General features: G+C 42.4%; 12 protein-coding genes. 7 read left to right on the forward strand and 5 right to left on the reverse strand.

The window, feature by feature from the left end; genetic code table 11:
* Positions 1-207: 207 nt before the first annotated feature.
* Positions 208-693 carry a thioesterase family protein gene (locus Xsto_RS03990; RefSeq protein WP_099109331.1) on the reverse strand — a complete coding sequence of 162 codons (486 nt, stop codon included), beginning with the start codon at positions 691-693 and terminating at the stop codon, positions 208-210.
* Positions 694-951: 258 nt separating this feature from the next.
* Between Xsto_RS03990 and pldA the strand changes: the two genes are divergently transcribed.
* From pldA to Xsto_RS04020, 6 genes are all read left to right on the forward strand, one after another.
* Positions 952-1,812 (forward strand): phospholipase A, encoded by an 861-nt coding sequence (gene pldA / locus Xsto_RS03995; protein ID WP_099109332.1) that lies wholly within the window; start codon positions 952-954, stop codon positions 1,810-1,812.
* Positions 1,813-1,997: 185 nt separating this feature from the next.
* Complete coding sequence (recQ, locus tag Xsto_RS04000) at positions 1,998-3,824, forward strand: ATP-dependent DNA helicase RecQ (protein WP_099109333.1); 1,827 nt, start codon at positions 1,998-2,000, stop codon at positions 3,822-3,824.
* A gap of 60 nt (positions 3,825-3,884) precedes the next feature.
* Positions 3,885-4,880, forward strand: a complete 996-nt coding sequence (gene pldB, locus Xsto_RS04005; RefSeq protein WP_099124162.1) for a lysophospholipase L2 — start codon at positions 3,885-3,887, stop codon at positions 4,878-4,880.
* Positions 4,881-4,901: 21 nt separating this feature from the next.
* On the forward strand, positions 4,902-5,702 hold the full coding sequence (gene yigL, locus Xsto_RS04010) for a sugar/pyridoxal phosphate phosphatase YigL (protein WP_099109335.1): 801 nt from the start codon (positions 4,902-4,904) through the stop codon (positions 5,700-5,702).
* Positions 5,703-6,161: 459 nt separating this feature from the next.
* Complete coding sequence (locus Xsto_RS04015; RefSeq protein ID WP_099124163.1) at positions 6,162-7,559, forward strand: MFS transporter; 1,398 nt, start codon at positions 6,162-6,164, stop codon at positions 7,557-7,559.
* Positions 7,560-7,597: 38 nt separating this feature from the next.
* Entirely contained in the window at positions 7,598-8,608 is a 1,011-nt protein-coding gene (locus tag Xsto_RS04020) for a LacI family DNA-binding transcriptional regulator (RefSeq protein WP_099124164.1), read from the forward strand.
* A 9-nt stretch (positions 8,609-8,617) separates the two neighbouring features.
* Here the strand turns inward: Xsto_RS04020 and Xsto_RS04025 are convergent, their stop codons facing one another.
* Positions 8,618-9,823, reverse strand: a complete 1,206-nt coding sequence (locus tag Xsto_RS04025; RefSeq protein ID WP_169926583.1) for an MFS transporter — start codon at positions 9,821-9,823, stop codon at positions 8,618-8,620.
* 601 nt (positions 9,824-10,424) lie between these two features.
* On the opposite strand from Xsto_RS04025, the gene Xsto_RS04030 reads away from it, so the two are divergent.
* Positions 10,425-10,778: a DUF805 domain-containing protein gene (locus Xsto_RS04030; RefSeq protein WP_099109340.1), complete on the forward strand. Its 354-nt coding sequence runs from the start codon at positions 10,425-10,427 to the stop codon at positions 10,776-10,778.
* 132 nt (positions 10,779-10,910) lie between these two features.
* Here Xsto_RS04030 and Xsto_RS04035 read toward each other — a convergent pair whose 3' ends face one another.
* From Xsto_RS04035 to asd, 3 genes are read right to left on the reverse strand one after another with little or no spacing between them, the layout of a single operon-like run.
* Positions 10,911-12,113, reverse strand: coding sequence for an MFS transporter (locus Xsto_RS04035; RefSeq protein WP_099109341.1), 1,203 nt, complete (start codon positions 12,111-12,113; stop codon positions 10,911-10,913).
* A gap of 29 nt (positions 12,114-12,142) precedes the next feature.
* Positions 12,143-15,487: a miniconductance mechanosensitive channel MscM gene (gene mscM, locus Xsto_RS04040; RefSeq protein WP_099109342.1), complete on the reverse strand. Its 3,345-nt coding sequence runs from the start codon at positions 15,485-15,487 to the stop codon at positions 12,143-12,145.
* Between the two features lie 24 nt (positions 15,488-15,511).
* On the reverse strand, positions 15,512-16,441 hold the full coding sequence (gene asd, locus Xsto_RS04045; RefSeq protein ID WP_099124166.1) for an archaetidylserine decarboxylase: 930 nt from the start codon (positions 16,439-16,441) through the stop codon (positions 15,512-15,514).
* Positions 16,442-16,471: the final 30 nt, after the last annotated feature.

The raw sequence follows: 16,471 nt of genomic DNA on the forward strand, positions 1-16,471 counted from the left end.
AATTATTTTTTCTGCATGACGATTTATTGAAGATAATTACTTAATTTTCATCGGATAAAACGTAGCAGAGTAATAAGCAGAATAAATATAAAGAGTTTCTGATATAGAATAATTCAGTTTTAATAAAATTCATGGGCTTATAAGTAAATTTTTCTGAAAAAAGGAATGTATTCCTTATCACATTCCTTTATTTAACAATATTAAACATCATCCAACCAAATAAGTCCCTGTTGCACTTGCAATATGCACTTGTTTTTCATTGTGTAATTCTATTCTGGCAACAGATACTTTATTGCCGGCACGGATAATATTACTGCTGGCCGTAAATATTTCTCCACGACCGGGACGCAGGTAGTCAACACGCAGGTCTATCGTACCTAAAGTGGGTAGACGCTTTTTTATTTCCTCAAGCGTGATTGTTTTCATCATGTTCAGCGCACCGCCGGCACAGACTAAACCACCTGCAACATCAAGGATTGAAGCTATGGCTCCGCCGTGTAGGATCTTTTGAGCCATATTGCCCAATAGTTTATCCTGATTGCAAAATTGAAGCTCTGCGTAGTCCTGCTCAAAACGAATCAATTCAAGTCCTAAAAGTTGGTTGAATGGCATCTGATAAATAAAAACCTCACCTATAATTTTACGTGCTTCTTCTTGTGTTAAAGGTTGAGTCGGGTGCTGTATCGTTTCCATGTTGAACTTCCTGATAATTAGAAAAATAAATTTAATATCATTAGAGTGTTATCTTTGGTTAATAACTTGTTAATTTTATGCTTTTATTTACCATCTTGCCAGTCTGAGAAGTGCTTCGAAAAAACAATCTATTGAGGAAAAAGTTACTATAAAAAATCCCCGTTTCGAGTTTAGAATATCCAAGTGATTTTTTTGCTCTTAATATTCTTATCTTCTTACTTCTTTATCTTTGAACTATCACGATTAGGAAAACCAGAAATGCAATTGCGGTGGAAAATACTGGTTATTACCTGTTTGTTATCAACATTAGCTTATGGCTCAGATAAACAGGCTGACGCAGTTAGAGGCAGTGTAATTTCGGCAATGCTGCAAGAATATGATTCGCCTTTTATGCTCTATCCTTATGATACAAATTATATTCTTTACACTTACAGCTCCCGGATAAATAAACAGGCAATTAGCAGTTATGATTGGGTTGATCATGCCCGTAAAGATGAAGTTCACTTTCAGGTCAGTTTTGGTTTTCCAATATGGCGAGGTATTGTTGGTGAAAATTCATTGCTGGGGGCTTCTTATACACAGCGTTCATGGTGGCAGCTCAGTAATAAAAGAGAATCTTCTCCATTTCGTGAGACGAATTATGAACCGCAGTTATTTCTGGCATGGCTGACCGATTATGAACTGGCCGGCTGGCACCTGCGGGAAATTGAAGCGGGTATTAATCACCAGTCTAATGGTCGTCCGGAATCCACTTCCCGTAGCTGGAACCGGGTTTATGCTCGGCTGATGGCACAAAAAGGAAACTGGCAGGTAGATTTGAAACCGTGGTATCGCCTGACTGAAAGTAACAAGCGTGATGATAACCCAGACATGAACCGTTATATGGGGTACTATCGCCTGAAAGTCGGCTATCACTATGGTGAAAATGTATTTACCATGCAGGGGCGCTATAACTGGAACAGTGGCTATAGTGGCGGAGAGCTGGGCTGGAGTTATCCTCTATCTAAACATGTCCGTTTTTACGCACAACTCTTCAGCGGATATGGCGAATCAATGATTGACTACAATTTCAGACAGACCCGATTTGGTATCGGTGTTATGCTGAATGATATGCTGTAATTAGTTAAATATCCGTTGTTTTTTAAGTTGCCTCTTTGTTGGCAGTGTTCACTCGTTCAGAACACCGTTGTTATAAACAGACGGGTATTTAAGTTCCCGGGGTGCTCCCTTGTCGCCGTGATGCAACTTGAAAACCACAGGGTATAATCATTTTATGAAACCAGCTCTAAACATTGAGGAAAGGCGTGTCTACCGCAGAAGTTATCAGCACGGCATCGCTGGCTGAACAAGTATTACGAAAAACATTCGGATATCAGCAATTTCGCGCCGGACAGCAACAGGTCATCGATGCTGTTCTTGATGATCGAGACTGTCTGGTTATCATGCCGACAGGTGGCGGTAAATCAGTTTGTTATCAAATCCCTGCTCTGATGAAAGACGGGCTGACATTGGTGGTGTCTCCACTGATCTCATTAATGAAAGATCAGGTGGATCAACTCAGAGCGAATGGTATAGAAGCAGAGTGCTTAAACTCCACTCAGGATCGTGAACAACAGAGTGATATTATCCGTCGGTGTCGTCAGGGAAGCATTAAATTGCTTTACATTGCACCTGAGCGGCTGGTGACTGATAACTTTCTCGAACAGTTATCCAATTGGCGTCCTGCTCTACTGGCTGTTGATGAAGCACACTGTATTTCTCAATGGGGGCATGACTTCCGGCCAGAATACCGGGCACTTGGGCAATTACGCAGGCGTTTTCCTGATCTTCCCGTTATCGCATTGACCGCCACCGCAGATAAAACAACCCGGCAGGATATTGTCCGCCTGTTGGAGCTGCGTGATCCTATCATTCACCTCAGTAGTTTTGATCGTCCTAATATTCGCTACACATTGGTTGAGAAATATAAGCCCCTTGACCAGCTTTGGGCATTCATTCGAAGCCAGCAGGGAAAAAGCGGGATTATTTACTGTAACAGCCGGAATAAAGTAGAAGAAACGGCTGAACGGCTGCAAAAGCGGGGATTGAGCGTTGCACCTTACCATGCGGGGCTGGAAAACAATCAGCGAGCATGGGTACAGGATGCATTCCAGCGCGATGATTTACAGGTCGTTGTGGCAACGGTTGCGTTTGGTATGGGGATTAACAAACCGAACGTTCGATTCGTTGTGCATTTTGATATTCCCCGCAACATCGAATCCTATTATCAGGAAACGGGGCGTGCCGGGCGTGATGGTCTGCCTGCTGAAGCGGTGTTGTTTTATGATCCGGCGGATATGGCGTGGCTGCGCCGTTGTCTCGAAGAAAAGCCTGCCGGTGAACAACAGGATATTGAACGGCATAAACTCAATGCGATGGGCGCATTTGCTGAAGCGCAAACTTGTCGCCGCTTGGTCTTGCTCAACTATTTTGGCGAAAGCAAACAAACAGCCTGTGGTAACTGTGATATCTGCCTCGATCCTCCGAAACGTTATGATGGTCTGGTGGATGCACAAAAAGCCCTGTCCTGTATTTACCGCGTTGGGCAGCGTTTTGGGATTGGCTATATTGTTGAAATGCTGCGTGGCGCTAATAACCAGCGTATCAGGGAGTCAGGGCATGACAGGTTACCTGTTTACGGCATAGGTAAAGAGCATAGTCAGGAACATTGGATGAGTGTTCTGCGCCAGTTGATTCATCTGGGGCTTATCAACCAAAATATTGCCAATTATTCTGCACTACAACTGACGGAAGCCGCGCGACCTATTTTGCGTGGTGAAATGCCTCTACAACTTGCAGTTCCCCGAATTCAAAGTCTGAAAAGCAGAAATCAACAAAACAAATCATACAGTGGAAACTATGATCGTAAATTATTCGCTAAGTTGCGCAAATTACGAAAATCTATTGCTGACGAAAATAATATTCCACCGTTTGTCGTCTTCAATGATGTAACACTGATTGAGATGGCAGAACAGTGCCCAATAACACCCGATGAGCTTCTGCTAATTAACGGTGTCGGGCAGCGTAAACTCGAACGTTTTGGTGATGCCTTTATGACAGTTATCCGTGAACATTTCGAAGGATTCGAATAAACGTAGCAGTAGCAATTTTGTAATCTGCAACCGGAAAGACCGCGGGTATAGAGGATGATGATGGGATCAGAAAGACTAAAAACAAGCTGGTTAAACCGTGAGCCTCAGTTTTCTGCTTTTACAAATGGATTATTGCTGGATTTTTGGAATATCAGAGATGAACGTGAATTCATGGGTGTTGATAATATCCCTATCCGTTATGTCTCTTTCAGTTCACCTCATCATGATAAAACATTGGTAATATCTCCGGGTCGTAGCGAAAGCTATGTGAAATATCCGGAGGTAGCTTATGATTTTTACCATTTGGGTTACAACATTCTTATTATTGATCATCGTGGTCAGGGGCGTTCAGGCAGAATGCTGACAGATCCCCAGAAAGGGCATGTTGAATCGTTTGATCACTATGTCGATGATCTGGCAAAACTCATTGAACTGGAAATTTCTTCACTTAAGTCGCATCGCTGTTATGCACTTGCTCATTCAATGGGAGGGGCTATCCTGAGCTCTTTTCTGTTGCGTCATGAGTCGGTATTCCGTGCTGCGGCTTTATGTGCTCCTATGTTTGGTATTAATTTGCCAATGCCTCGCTGGATGGCAAACTTTTTGGTTAATCAGGCCGAACCCTATCCTGGAAGGCGTAACAGATATGCGGTCTTAACCGGGCAATGGCGTCCATTACCCTATTTTATCAACCTGCTAACTCACAGTTATGCCCGTTACCAGCGATACTTACGCTATTATGTAGATTATCCTGAATTGCGCCTTGGTGGCCCGACTTATCGTTGGATGCGTGAAAGTATGCGGGCCGGAGATAACCTCATTGAGAAGGCTGGCGAAATTCAGACACCCCTCATCGTCTTGAAAGCAAGCGAAGATAAAGTAGTTAGTAATCGGGAGTTGTTGGCTTTTTGTGCATCTCGCCAAAAAGCCGGAGCAGGAAAAGAAGAATATAATCCTCTGGTTATCCAAGGGGCACGCCATGAAATCCTGTTCGAAAAAGACGCATTGAGAGCACAGGCTCTTAATGCGATTTGTGATTTTTTTGACCAAAATTAATTTAGCTTAGGAATTTGAACCATGTACCATGTTGTTGCTTCAGATTTAGATGGCACACTGTTATCTCCCGATCACGTATTAACACCGTATACAAAGAAAATATTGAATCTGCTGACGGATAAAGGAATTCACTTTATCTTTGCAACAGGGCGTCACCACATTGATGTAGGACAGATCCGAGACGGGCTGGGCATTGATGCTTACATGATCACATCAAATGGGGCGAGGGTACATAACTCACAAGGAGATTTGGTCTTCAGCCATAACCTTGCACCGGAAATTGCCCGTGATTTATGTTTGCTGGAGTTTGATAACCCGGATGTTCTGACTAACTATTACAATAACGATGAGTGGTGGGTTAATCGCGCAAGCGAGGAACAAACCGAATTCTTTAAAGTATCGGATTTCCATTACCAGATTTTCCAGCGCGACAATTTCCCGGTTAATGGGGTATGCAAGGTTTACTATACCAGCGATGACCATGATTATTTGGTTCAGTTGGAAGAAAGGATTGAAGCGCGCTGGGGAGATAAGGTCAATGTCAGTTTTTCACTGAGAAACTGTCTGGAAGTTATGTCAGGCGGTGTATCTAAGGGAGAAGCACTGGCACAGGTCTGCCAGTCCATCGGGTATGAGTTAAGTGATTGCATAGCGTTTGGTGACGGTATGAATGATAGGGAAATGCTGAGCGTGGCTGGTAAAGGCTGCATTATGCAGGGAGCACATCAGCGCCTGAAAGACACTCTACCGGACATGGAAATTATAGGCTCTAATGCTGATGATGCGGTGTCGTGTTATTTGCAGAAAATGTATCAGGTTTGAGGGTATTGGCTTCACCCATCAAAATATAAAAACAGCATCCGATGGGATGCTGTTTTTATATTTAAAAGACAAAATTAGCAATACTATTTTTAAATATGATAATTTTATTATTTATTATCACAAATATTATTATTTGATCATGTTGCTCTGTAATTACTGTGATTTTGTATTTAATTATTTATATTTCATGTTGTTATGTGATTTTTATCTTAATGAAAATTCACTATGTAGATATAGGGATTTTTTTAATCATCATGTTTCAAAATTTATTAATTACAATCAATGAATTTTCTATGATAGTTGTTGCTGAAGTTCAATAATTAAATTTCTGTATTTTTACAGTCTACGCGAGTAGATATTCTGGTGTGTGAAAATAATCGATGAATAAAAATAATATTGTCAGAAATATTATGTTGGAGTTAAAAATTCACTGTTCCAACATTCAGGGAATACATTGTTATGCCGTATGAAAGTACGGAGCCAGTTATCACTGAGTTACGGCATGCTTCTGAAGCGTGTCTGGCTACACCGGAAGGGCGAAAAGGGTTTCGGCGAGCTATTTTTTCCTGTTGGTTCGGTACGACGATGGAATATGCTGATTTCGCACTTTACGGTTTAGCTGCTGGTATCATTTTTGCTGATATTTTCTTTCCGGAAGTGACTCCGACAATAGCGTTATTAGCCAGCTTTGCCACTTATTCTGTCGGGTTTATTGCCCGTCCTATTGGAGCGCTTGTATTCGGCTGGATGGGTGATAGGAAAGGTCGTAAATTCGTCATGATTATGACTGTCATGCTGATGGGAATTTCAACGACATTAATTGGCTTAATTCCCAGTTATGCACATATTGGTGTTTGGGCACCGATTTTTTTGGTGATTTTACGATTTATACAGGGGTTAGGAGCAGGTGCAGCATTATCTGGTGGTACTGTCATTCTGGGGGAATTTGCTCCACCTAAGCAGCGAGGTTTAGTTTCATCCATTATTGCTCTTGGCTCTAATGGTGGGACGTTACTGGCATCACTAGTCTGGTTGCTGGTTTTGACGATGGATAAAAAGAGTTTATTGGATTGGGGATGGCGTATTCCATTCCTGTGTAGCTTTTTGATTGCACTAGCCGCATTATTCATACGCCGCTATATGAGTGAAACGCCGGTTTTCGAACGCTATAAAGCAATGCTGACAGAAGAACGAGGTCGGGTATTAACTGAAAAAGAGCAAGATAAAATATCTGAGCGTGAGCGCTGTTTTTGGCAGAGAACTCGGGCATTCTGGCTAATGGTGGGGTTGCGCATTGGCGAAAATGGGCCGTCATATCTGGCTCAGGGGTTTATCATTGGTTATGTTGCAAATGTACTGGCGATGGATAAATTTATTCCCACAATTTCTGTACTTATAGCGTCAGTTCTGGGGTTTATCATTATTCCTCTGGCAGGTTATTTTTCTGATCGCTTTGGGCGTCGCATTACTTATCGCTGGTTTTGTCTATTACTGATTTTTTATGCATTTCCTGCTTTTTACCTGATGGAAAGTCGTGAACCTATCGTCGTTATTCTGACTATTGTTGTAGGAATGGGGTTAGCCTCACTCGGTATTTTTGGTGTGCAGGCTGCCTGGGGAGTCGAACTATTTGGTGTCACCAATCGTTACTCCAAAATGGCATTTGCGAAAGAATTAGGCGCGATATTATCTGGTGGTACAGCGCCACTGATTGCAGCAGCTTTATTCTCTTTTAGTGGTCATTGGTGGCCCATTGCATGTTATTTTTCAGTGATGGCAGGGATCGGGTTTATTACGACATTTTTTGCCCCTGAAACACGTGGCAGAGATTTGAATTTACTTGAAGATGCAATTTAATGCCCTGCAATCCAATATGATGGAACTAGCATAGTTATATGAATGCTCGCTTGAAAAAAGTCACACGCAGCGATGTTGCGAAAGAAGCCGGAACCTCGGTAGCTGTTGTCAGCTATGTTATTAACAATGGCCCACGCCCCGTAGCAGAAGCAACTCGTCAGCGTGTATTGGCTGCGATAAAAAAAACAGGTTATCGCCCGAATAATATTGCCAAGGCGTTAGTTTCTGGTTCAACTCATGCTTATGGCCTGATTTTGCCGGATATATCCAATCCTTTCCTTTCTTCAGTAGCTCATGCCTTGCAGTTGGAGGCGTTTAAACATGGGCAAGTTCTGCTGCCGGGAGATTCAGGTGATAATCGAATCCGGGAGAAGGAACTTATTAATAATCTACTGAATCGTCAGATTGATGGTTTACTGTATACCAGTGTGGATCGTCATCCTTATATTGATTTGATTCAGGCCAGTGGAACTCCCTGCGTAATGCTCGATTGGGTTTATGCTGATTCAAATGTCAGTGCAATCCGGGTCAATGAACGGATTGCCGCATTTAAAGTGACTCAACATTTGACTGAGCATGGTTATCGGGATATTGCCATTATTTGTGGGCCTCTTAGTATGCTAAATACACAAGATCGCCTTTCCGGCTGGCGAGATGCGTTAGAACAAGCCAATCTGGCGATAAAGACAGAATGGATTTTCTCTACAGATTATACCCGGTTGGGAGGCTATGAAGCGACGTTACGAATGTTGAAAGGAAAGTTGCCTCAGGCTTTGTTTGCTTCCAATGAGTTGCAGGCATTCGGTTGTTTACGGGCACTGGCCGAACATAAAATAAAAGTACCTGCCGATATAGCATTAGTTTGTTTCAATGCAACTCAGCAATCCTTGTATAATGTGCCTTCTTTGACTGCTGTTCGCCAGCCGGTTGATCAGATGGCACAAACAGCTATCAACATATTGAGAACATGGAATGGCCGGGCACAGGAGTGTGAATTCGAGTTTGAATTACAAATTGGTGAATCCTGTGGCTGCCAGCCTGAGCGATAAACTCACTTATTATCGTGCTTTACTGGGTTCTGCCTGATCTAAATATCGCCTGACCAACAACACGACTGGTGCAATAAGGCTGATAGCAAAGACATAATTCCATACTAATTTGTAATCACTAACAAAAATTAGTGGAACAAGCCCTGTTGCAATGATCCTGCCGCACAGTGCGAAAAATTGCCCATATGAAAATGCCCGGCCAATTACCTCAGAATTAACTTCCTGTAGAATAAGGTTGTTACTTGATATCCGTGATGCTGAATTACTGAATCCGAGGAAAAAACCACAAATCAGAATTACTTCAAGAGTTGGAAACAGAGCGATGATACCGAGTGTCACCGTAAAAATGAGCGTGCACACTAACACCAGATTGCGTTGAGGATAATGATTGGATATTTTTCCCATAATAAAACCAACCAGAATCGCACCACAGCCATAGATAATCCCGTAAGTAGCATAAGAACTGATAGGTTGCTGAAGCACACTATTCATAAACGGGGGTTGGATGATATTGATTGTCATGATGCAGATGAAGGGAATTGCACCCATCGACATATAGCAAAATAAGTCAGTTTTTAAAAATGATAAAGGAAGCGTGGATTGTTGAGATTCAGGAGCACTTCCATGATTGATATTTCTGGCGGTATAAGGGATTACTGTCAGCATAATAAAGGAAATAAACGTCATACATGCCAGCAGCATAAAAATATCAATGTTAGTTGAACCCGAAAAGACAACGACTAATAATGCTGCAATGAGTGTCGAAGACTGGGCTTCTATTTCAAGAATGGCATTAATACGATACAGCTCACTGGCCTGAAAAACATCTTTAATAAATCCCTGCCGGGTTGTATAGAAAACCGCGAAATAAATCTGAATGCAGATATAAGCACAGATCAGTGAATATAACTGGTGCGAAAATGTATTGCCTGAGAGAGAAAGAAACAGAAAAAGTATCAGAACCGCAATGGTGATAAACATCAGAATTGATTTTCGGTTGAAATAATCGATTATTTTACCAATAAAAGGCGTCAGGCAAAGTACTAACACAGCAGAAAACATGGCAGTTGTTGCCAGAGCAGAAGGATCACCTGCATTATTGCTGATATACCACGGAATAAGATACATGCCTATTGCAACAGCAATTGAAGAGAAAAGATTTGCTATCAGGAAAAAAGTTATTAGTAACCATGGCCTGCCGGATAAGGTTTTCATATTATCTCGAACGATAAGAATATGTTTGTTATTTAAGCTGAGATAATAGGCTTGTGTTAAATTTATGTAAATGGCGTGGCTGGTGTAAGCGCATTTTTTGCATTTGTGCGATGATTGATAACTGATTAGAGTATTTTTCAGAGGCACCATTCCTTTTTTTGATGATTTAATTAATTATAAGCATGCTATACACAATGGATTTCAAGTTGCGTCGCGGCGGCAAGAGAGTAAATCCCCAGGAGCATAGATAACTATGTGACTGGGGTGAACGAGCGCAGACAACAAAGAGGCAACTTGAAAGACGAAATGTATAAATAAATATTATTTTATGGTCGGTTAATGCTGCATTAATTAGCTTTTTTTTTCTGATTAATTGGTGGCTAACTTTGATATGAAGCAGATGAATATATATTGAAATCACATTGTATTTTATATTGGGCAGATTTTATTGATTAAATATCTGAGAATTACATGGTTTGTTTAATATTATTCCTTTAAGGGCTATGTGTGGACTTTAAAATATAAGTGAGTATAAAATCTCGCATCCTTTATAGTTTGTCTCCTTTTGTTTTATTAAATTTTCTTTTAAAGAAGTAATATTATGAATTGGTATGTTCAGGTTTTAAAAAATTACGCTGATTTCTCCGGGCGTGCACGTCGTAAAGAATATTGGATGTTTTACTTTTTTAATATGCTGGCATTTTTGGCCGTTTGCATATTAGGTGCAATTCTCGGTGAGACCATCGGATCTATATTAGTTATTCTCTATGCATTAATCACTTTTATTCCGTCACTGGCAGTAACGGTACGTCGCCTGCATGATACTGATCGCTCTGGCTGGTGGTTCTTGCTGATTTTTGTCCCGATTGGCGGTATTGTCGTATTTATCTTTACTCTTCTGGAAGGTACAGAAGGTAGTAATGAATACGGCGCTGACCCGAAGGGACTGCGTTAATATAGTAATATCTCTTTGATCTTTTTTCTTTAGTTTGCCAAAACTATCAAAACGCTGCTTATGATTTTATAACAGCGTTTTCTTATCAATAAAAAATCATCTTATTCTGCCATCGTTGCCTGATTTTCAATTTTACCTTCTTACTCGCAGAAGTAAGTAAACTAATATTCCACTCAATACTATTACCGCCATAATAATAGGGGTTTGTTGAGCGATTCTGGATTCCAGCACAGCACCGAAAGAGATATACCCGACAGGAACGCTAATAAATCGGGTAGAGGTAAACAGGGTCATTATTCTGCCAAACAGATTTTCAGGTACTTTGCGTTGAATCAACGTAATTTCTACTGGCGCAGCAAAACCAATGCCACAGCCGATGGTAAAAAGTTGGGTAAATAAAACATACTGCCCATTGAATAGAGGTAAAGACAGGAGGCATAACCCAAGTAGGCTGTAACCGGAGAGAAGGATCCGGTGGCTGGAAAAGTATTTTCCATAGAGGCCGTACAGCAAAGAGGAAAGAGCAGTACCTATACCAAAGCATGTCATTGAAACCCCAAGGCTGATAACGGAATTAAATTCAGTTTTATTGACGTAAGGCAGGTAAACGGTCAGGAATGGGGTGATAACAAAATTGATTATTGAACTGAGGACGAGAACAGAAAACAGTTCCCTCTCCGATTTAATGTAGTGCAAGGCTTCAAGGAAATAACGATGTGGCAGAGAAGGTGCTTCGGTTATCTGGTTTATATCAGCGGAAAAATGTTTTTTCAGAATAATAATACCAAGGGCAACAACTAAAAAACTGACCGCATCAAAGTATAATGCGTTGATTGTACCAAGCATGGCGATAATGAGTGAGCCAAAAGCAGGGCCAGCAAGATCACAGATATTTTCAATGGTGCTATTTATGCCATTGATTAATTCATTCTCTCTTTTATGCAGTTTTATTTCCTTTGCTAGCATAATATCTTTTGCCAGACGCCCTGGTGCATCCAGAATAGTTGAAAACATTAATAAAATAGCTAGAAGATAAAGGTGAAGAATATCCATTGTATAGAATACAGGGATTAATAACACACTCAGGAAATTAACGAAATCCGATAATACTGAGATCCGAAATGCGCCGTATCTATCAACCAGCTGTGCACTGAAAAAAACAGATAATATTAATGGCAGCATTTTGGCTGACATCACAGCAGCAACCAGTAATGGACTGCCTGATATTTCCAGAATTAACCAAGGAATAGCGATTTCTGTGATGGTGTTTCCCAGAATAGAAACACCATTTAATGCCAGTAAGCCACTTATCTGAACAGGGATGCGCCTTACCATATTTTTGTTCTCTTTTTCCCTAAGTTAAATTATAGATCTCCCGGCTTACGTGGAAGATTGCGACCTGATGTGTTGGTTGTAGCACTGCGGATTTCCTGTCCGAAAATATCAACACGAGCCTGAAATGGAGGGAATGGCAGGGTGATATTGTGGTTATGGAATTCCTGCAAAATATACTGATGTACTTCATGACGAGCAGGCATACGATGCCCCATTTCTGCGGCATAAGCTCGCAGTTCATAAATCTGAATTCCCTGTTGCAGGTCAACCAGATAGGCTTCAGGCATCGGATTATCGATAATTAACGGGCATCGTCTTGCTGCGGTCAGTAATATCTCTGTTGCTTTCGCAGATTCTGTCTCTACGGGAACAGGGATCGTCAGGACAATACGGGTGATGGTATCAGACAATGACCAGTTTATAAATTGTTCAGTAATAAATGCTCTATTGGGAACGATGATCTCTTTTCTATCCCAGTCAGTCAGAGTAGTTGCCCGTGTATTAATTTTTGTGATGCTACCGGTCAGCCCGCGAATAGTGACGGTATCGCCAATACGGATTGGTTTTTCGAACAGGATCATCAGCCCGGAAATAATATTGGCAAAAATTTCCTGTAACCCAAAACCAAGTCCAACCCCCATTGCTGCAACTAACCATTGCAGTTTTGACCATTCAATACCCACTAATGAGAAACCGACGATACTGCCGATCAGCGTAATACCGTATTTGGTTAATGTGGTGATGGCGTAGCCTGTACCGGGCGTCAGTTCCAGATGTTGTAACAGTGCCAGTTCCAGTAATGCAGGGAGATTACGGACAAGCTGAGTCGTAATAATAATGACCAGAATGGCAATCAGGATAGAACCCAGAGTGATTGACTGGATAGTATCAATACCGTTGATGCTTGTGGTGACATCCCATAACCGGATATTTTCAAGGAAAGAGAACGCAGAATGTAGTTCTGACCATAACAGGATAAGTGAAACCAGTGCCAGCATCGTCAGGATGGAGCGTACCAGACCTAAAGACTGGGCACTGATTGCATCCAGATCGATAACTGGCTCTTCAACTTCAATCACCCCTTCAACACTGCTGTTAATATTGCTGGAATCTTCTTCACTTTTAGCGCGTTGGGCAAGGATATCAGCCCGACGTTGTTTTGCCCTTTCGAACGCAATTTTACGACGCTGGATTAACATCCATCGACGGGTTATGTGATAGATGACCAGCAGGGAGAACCAGATGGCAACAGAGGTTTCCAATCGTGCCAACAGGGCCTGCGAAGTTTGCAGATAACCCAGTACAGAAGCCAGTGCGGCCAGAATTGGTGCAGAGAGTAATATCCACCATAAAACAGAGTTGATAACGTTGTCACCTGACCCATGTTTATCCATGTACAGTGGAATACCTGCCCGTTTCAGGCTGGTTGTGACCAGACTCAGCGAGACGCAGAGCATTAGAAAACATAATCTGCCGAGAGTTGCACCAAACTCACGATCACTGTAATTGTTAAAGGTAATTAGCGCCATCATCAATGGCACAATCAGGAAAATTGATACCCGATAAAAGCGCATTGCCCGTTTTACACGTTCTTCCGGCCAGCGGAAATGAGCAATAAACAGACCATTCGGATGGGCAAACGCTGCGCTGAGCATGAAAATCCATAAGATTGGTGTTGTTTCGCTGACCCCATTACCGATAGCGGTTGCCATTGGGTACTGCCAGGCATTCTTCAGGCCGTAGCCAATCGCTGACCAGAGCATTGGCAGAGGTAAAGCCGCAACAACAGACCAGAACACTGTCCTTATGGTCAGGGAGAAGTGATCTTGTGTCACCTTGCCGATACGGTTACTGGAACGTTCAAGGAAAGCGTGATACTGGCGGTGTGAACTGATACTGAATATCACCAGCAACAACGTACCCAGCAGATACAGCAAGGTATCCTGCGTTGTCAGCATCACGTGGATTGCAATGCCTAATTGGGAAATTGTATCCAGAGAGAGTAATCGGGTTAAATCCCGTACAACCAACAAAGGGTAATTCAGTGAAATGGGATCGACATCTGCTACCCAGAACAGATAGCGGTGCGTGGCATCCTTAACTTCTTTCAATGCCTCATTTAACTGATTGGTAGAGACTTTGAGTTTTGTTAATTCCAATATTTCGCTGTCATAACCGGAGAGCAGAGAATTCAGTAACTCTTTCCTGGTACGGATAAGGGAATCATAAACCTGTTTTTGAGTTGCTGTCAGGTTGTTATTTGTAATAGGAGTATGTTCGCTTTCCTGCTGAGAGTGTTCCAACATTTCTTCATATTTTAGCCTTTCAACCCGTAATTCAACTATATTTCGGTCGAGCTGCTGAGATTTAGGGACATCAGGGATGCGGGTTAACTGTGCCCTTAACGCAGCGCCTAATGTTGTTGAATCACCCAGCCATTGCGCCTGTTCGCGGATGGTATTAAGGGTCTGGCGTACCCGCAGAATATCATCGGCAGCTTTGCGTTGCTGAGAGCCAATGGAATCCATGCGTTGAGTCTGCTGGTTGAGCATTTGTGAAAGGTGACGGTTTTGCTGAAGTTCATCCAGCAGAAATTGAGGTAGTTTTCCACCATTCTTTTCCGCCAGCATTTCAGTATGCTCAAGAGCTGATTCGGCTTTTTGCTGCCGCTGGGCGTTTAACTGGCTACGAAGTTGCTGGAGCTGAATATCTAGGTTTTGATAGCGTTTTTTAAATAATTCTGCTCGTAAGCGGGCAATCTCCTGCCGATTATTGGCAGAAAGTTGTGCCATCTCCAGTTCACTGGTCACAGTTTTGCGGGCATTCACTTCTGCTTGAGTAAGTGTTAACTGGGCGTCATCCAGTCCCGGGGAAGGTGGGTTTAATGACTGAAGTCGGGAAGTTGCCTCAGCTAACAAACGCCTAGCTTCTGTTTGCTGTTGAGGCATGAGACTTACGGATTCACTAATTTCCCGGATTTTATCCTGTTCTTGTTGTAATTGCCGACCCTGTTCCAGTAATTGACTGTTGAGCTGGATAATCTGTTGTTCCAGACTGCTGATGGTCTGATTCGCCGGAATAGCAGGGGGTGGTTCACTGGCGGCCAGTATTTTCTGACGTAATTCTTTGATTAATTTTGGGAAGTCATCAACTGACTGTTGATACTTTGCAATCCGTTCCTTGGAGGCATTTGTCTCATTAACCCAATTGATAGCCCCTTGCAGTGCTTGCGCAATTTCAGCCTCCTGCGGATTTTTACTGCCTTCAACCTGTTTCAGCTCCTGTTTAAGCTGGCTTTCATCCAGCTGTGTTGTGGAGGCGAAAGCCAGATTCGTAATAAGCAGGCTAAGAAATAAACTGATAATCAGGCGCACGATAAGGGGCTCCTTGGTAATAAATTAACTGGCGCTATTTTGACTCACGGAAACATCGTCAGTTGTGTGCTCAGTATGTTCTTCATCGTTTGAGATAGTCTGTGCCAGCAGGCCACCCATCAGGGTTTGTGAGCCACTGTATAAGTTATTAGCAAACTGAATCTGATTAGGGGCAAACAGGTTGATGACGGTTGAACCCAGTTTGAAACGGCCCATTTCTTCTCCTTTCTTGAGAGAAACAGCCCCTTCTTCACCTTCTGCCGGATAGACCCAGCGTTTGATAATACCTTCGCGTGGCGGGGTGACACAGCCACTCCAGACAGTCTCTATACTACCCACAATTGTGGCACCAACCAGAATTTGTACCATTGGGCCAAAAGCGGTATCAAACATACAGATAACACGTTCATTACGTGCAAACAAATTTGGTACATTCGCGGCAGTCAGCGGGTTGACTGAAAACAGATCGCCGGGAACATAAATCATCTCTTTCAATACGCCGTCACATGGCATATGAACACGGTGATAATCTTTCGGTGATAAGTAAATCGTCACAAACTGGCCATTACGGAATTGTTCAGCAAGTTGGTGCTGGCCGGCCAACAGCGCTTCTACCGTATAGTAGTGGCCTTTAGCCTGAATAATTTGCTCTTCCCGGATGGCACCCAGTTGGCTGATGGCTCCATCTGCGGGCAGTGCCAACAGGTGAGCTTCATTGACGACGGGACGAATGTCCTCTTTTAATGGTCGGACAAAGAATTCGTTAAAGGTTGAATAAGCCTGAAAAGATGGATTTTGGGCTTCATTCATATCAACTTTATAAACTTTGGCAAAAGCTTTAATGACAAGCTGTGTCAACCAGCCTGCTTTTTTATTGGCGAACCAGCCTGCTAAGTGAGTAATACATTGCTTTGGCAGTAAATATTGTAGTCTGATTTTAATATTATCCAGCACGTCAACCTCTTGAAGTGTTTTATAGGCCAA

The sequence above is a fragment of the Xenorhabdus stockiae genome (assembly GCF_002632825.1).
Lineage (GTDB): Bacteria > Pseudomonadota > Gammaproteobacteria > Enterobacterales > Enterobacteriaceae > Xenorhabdus > Xenorhabdus stockiae.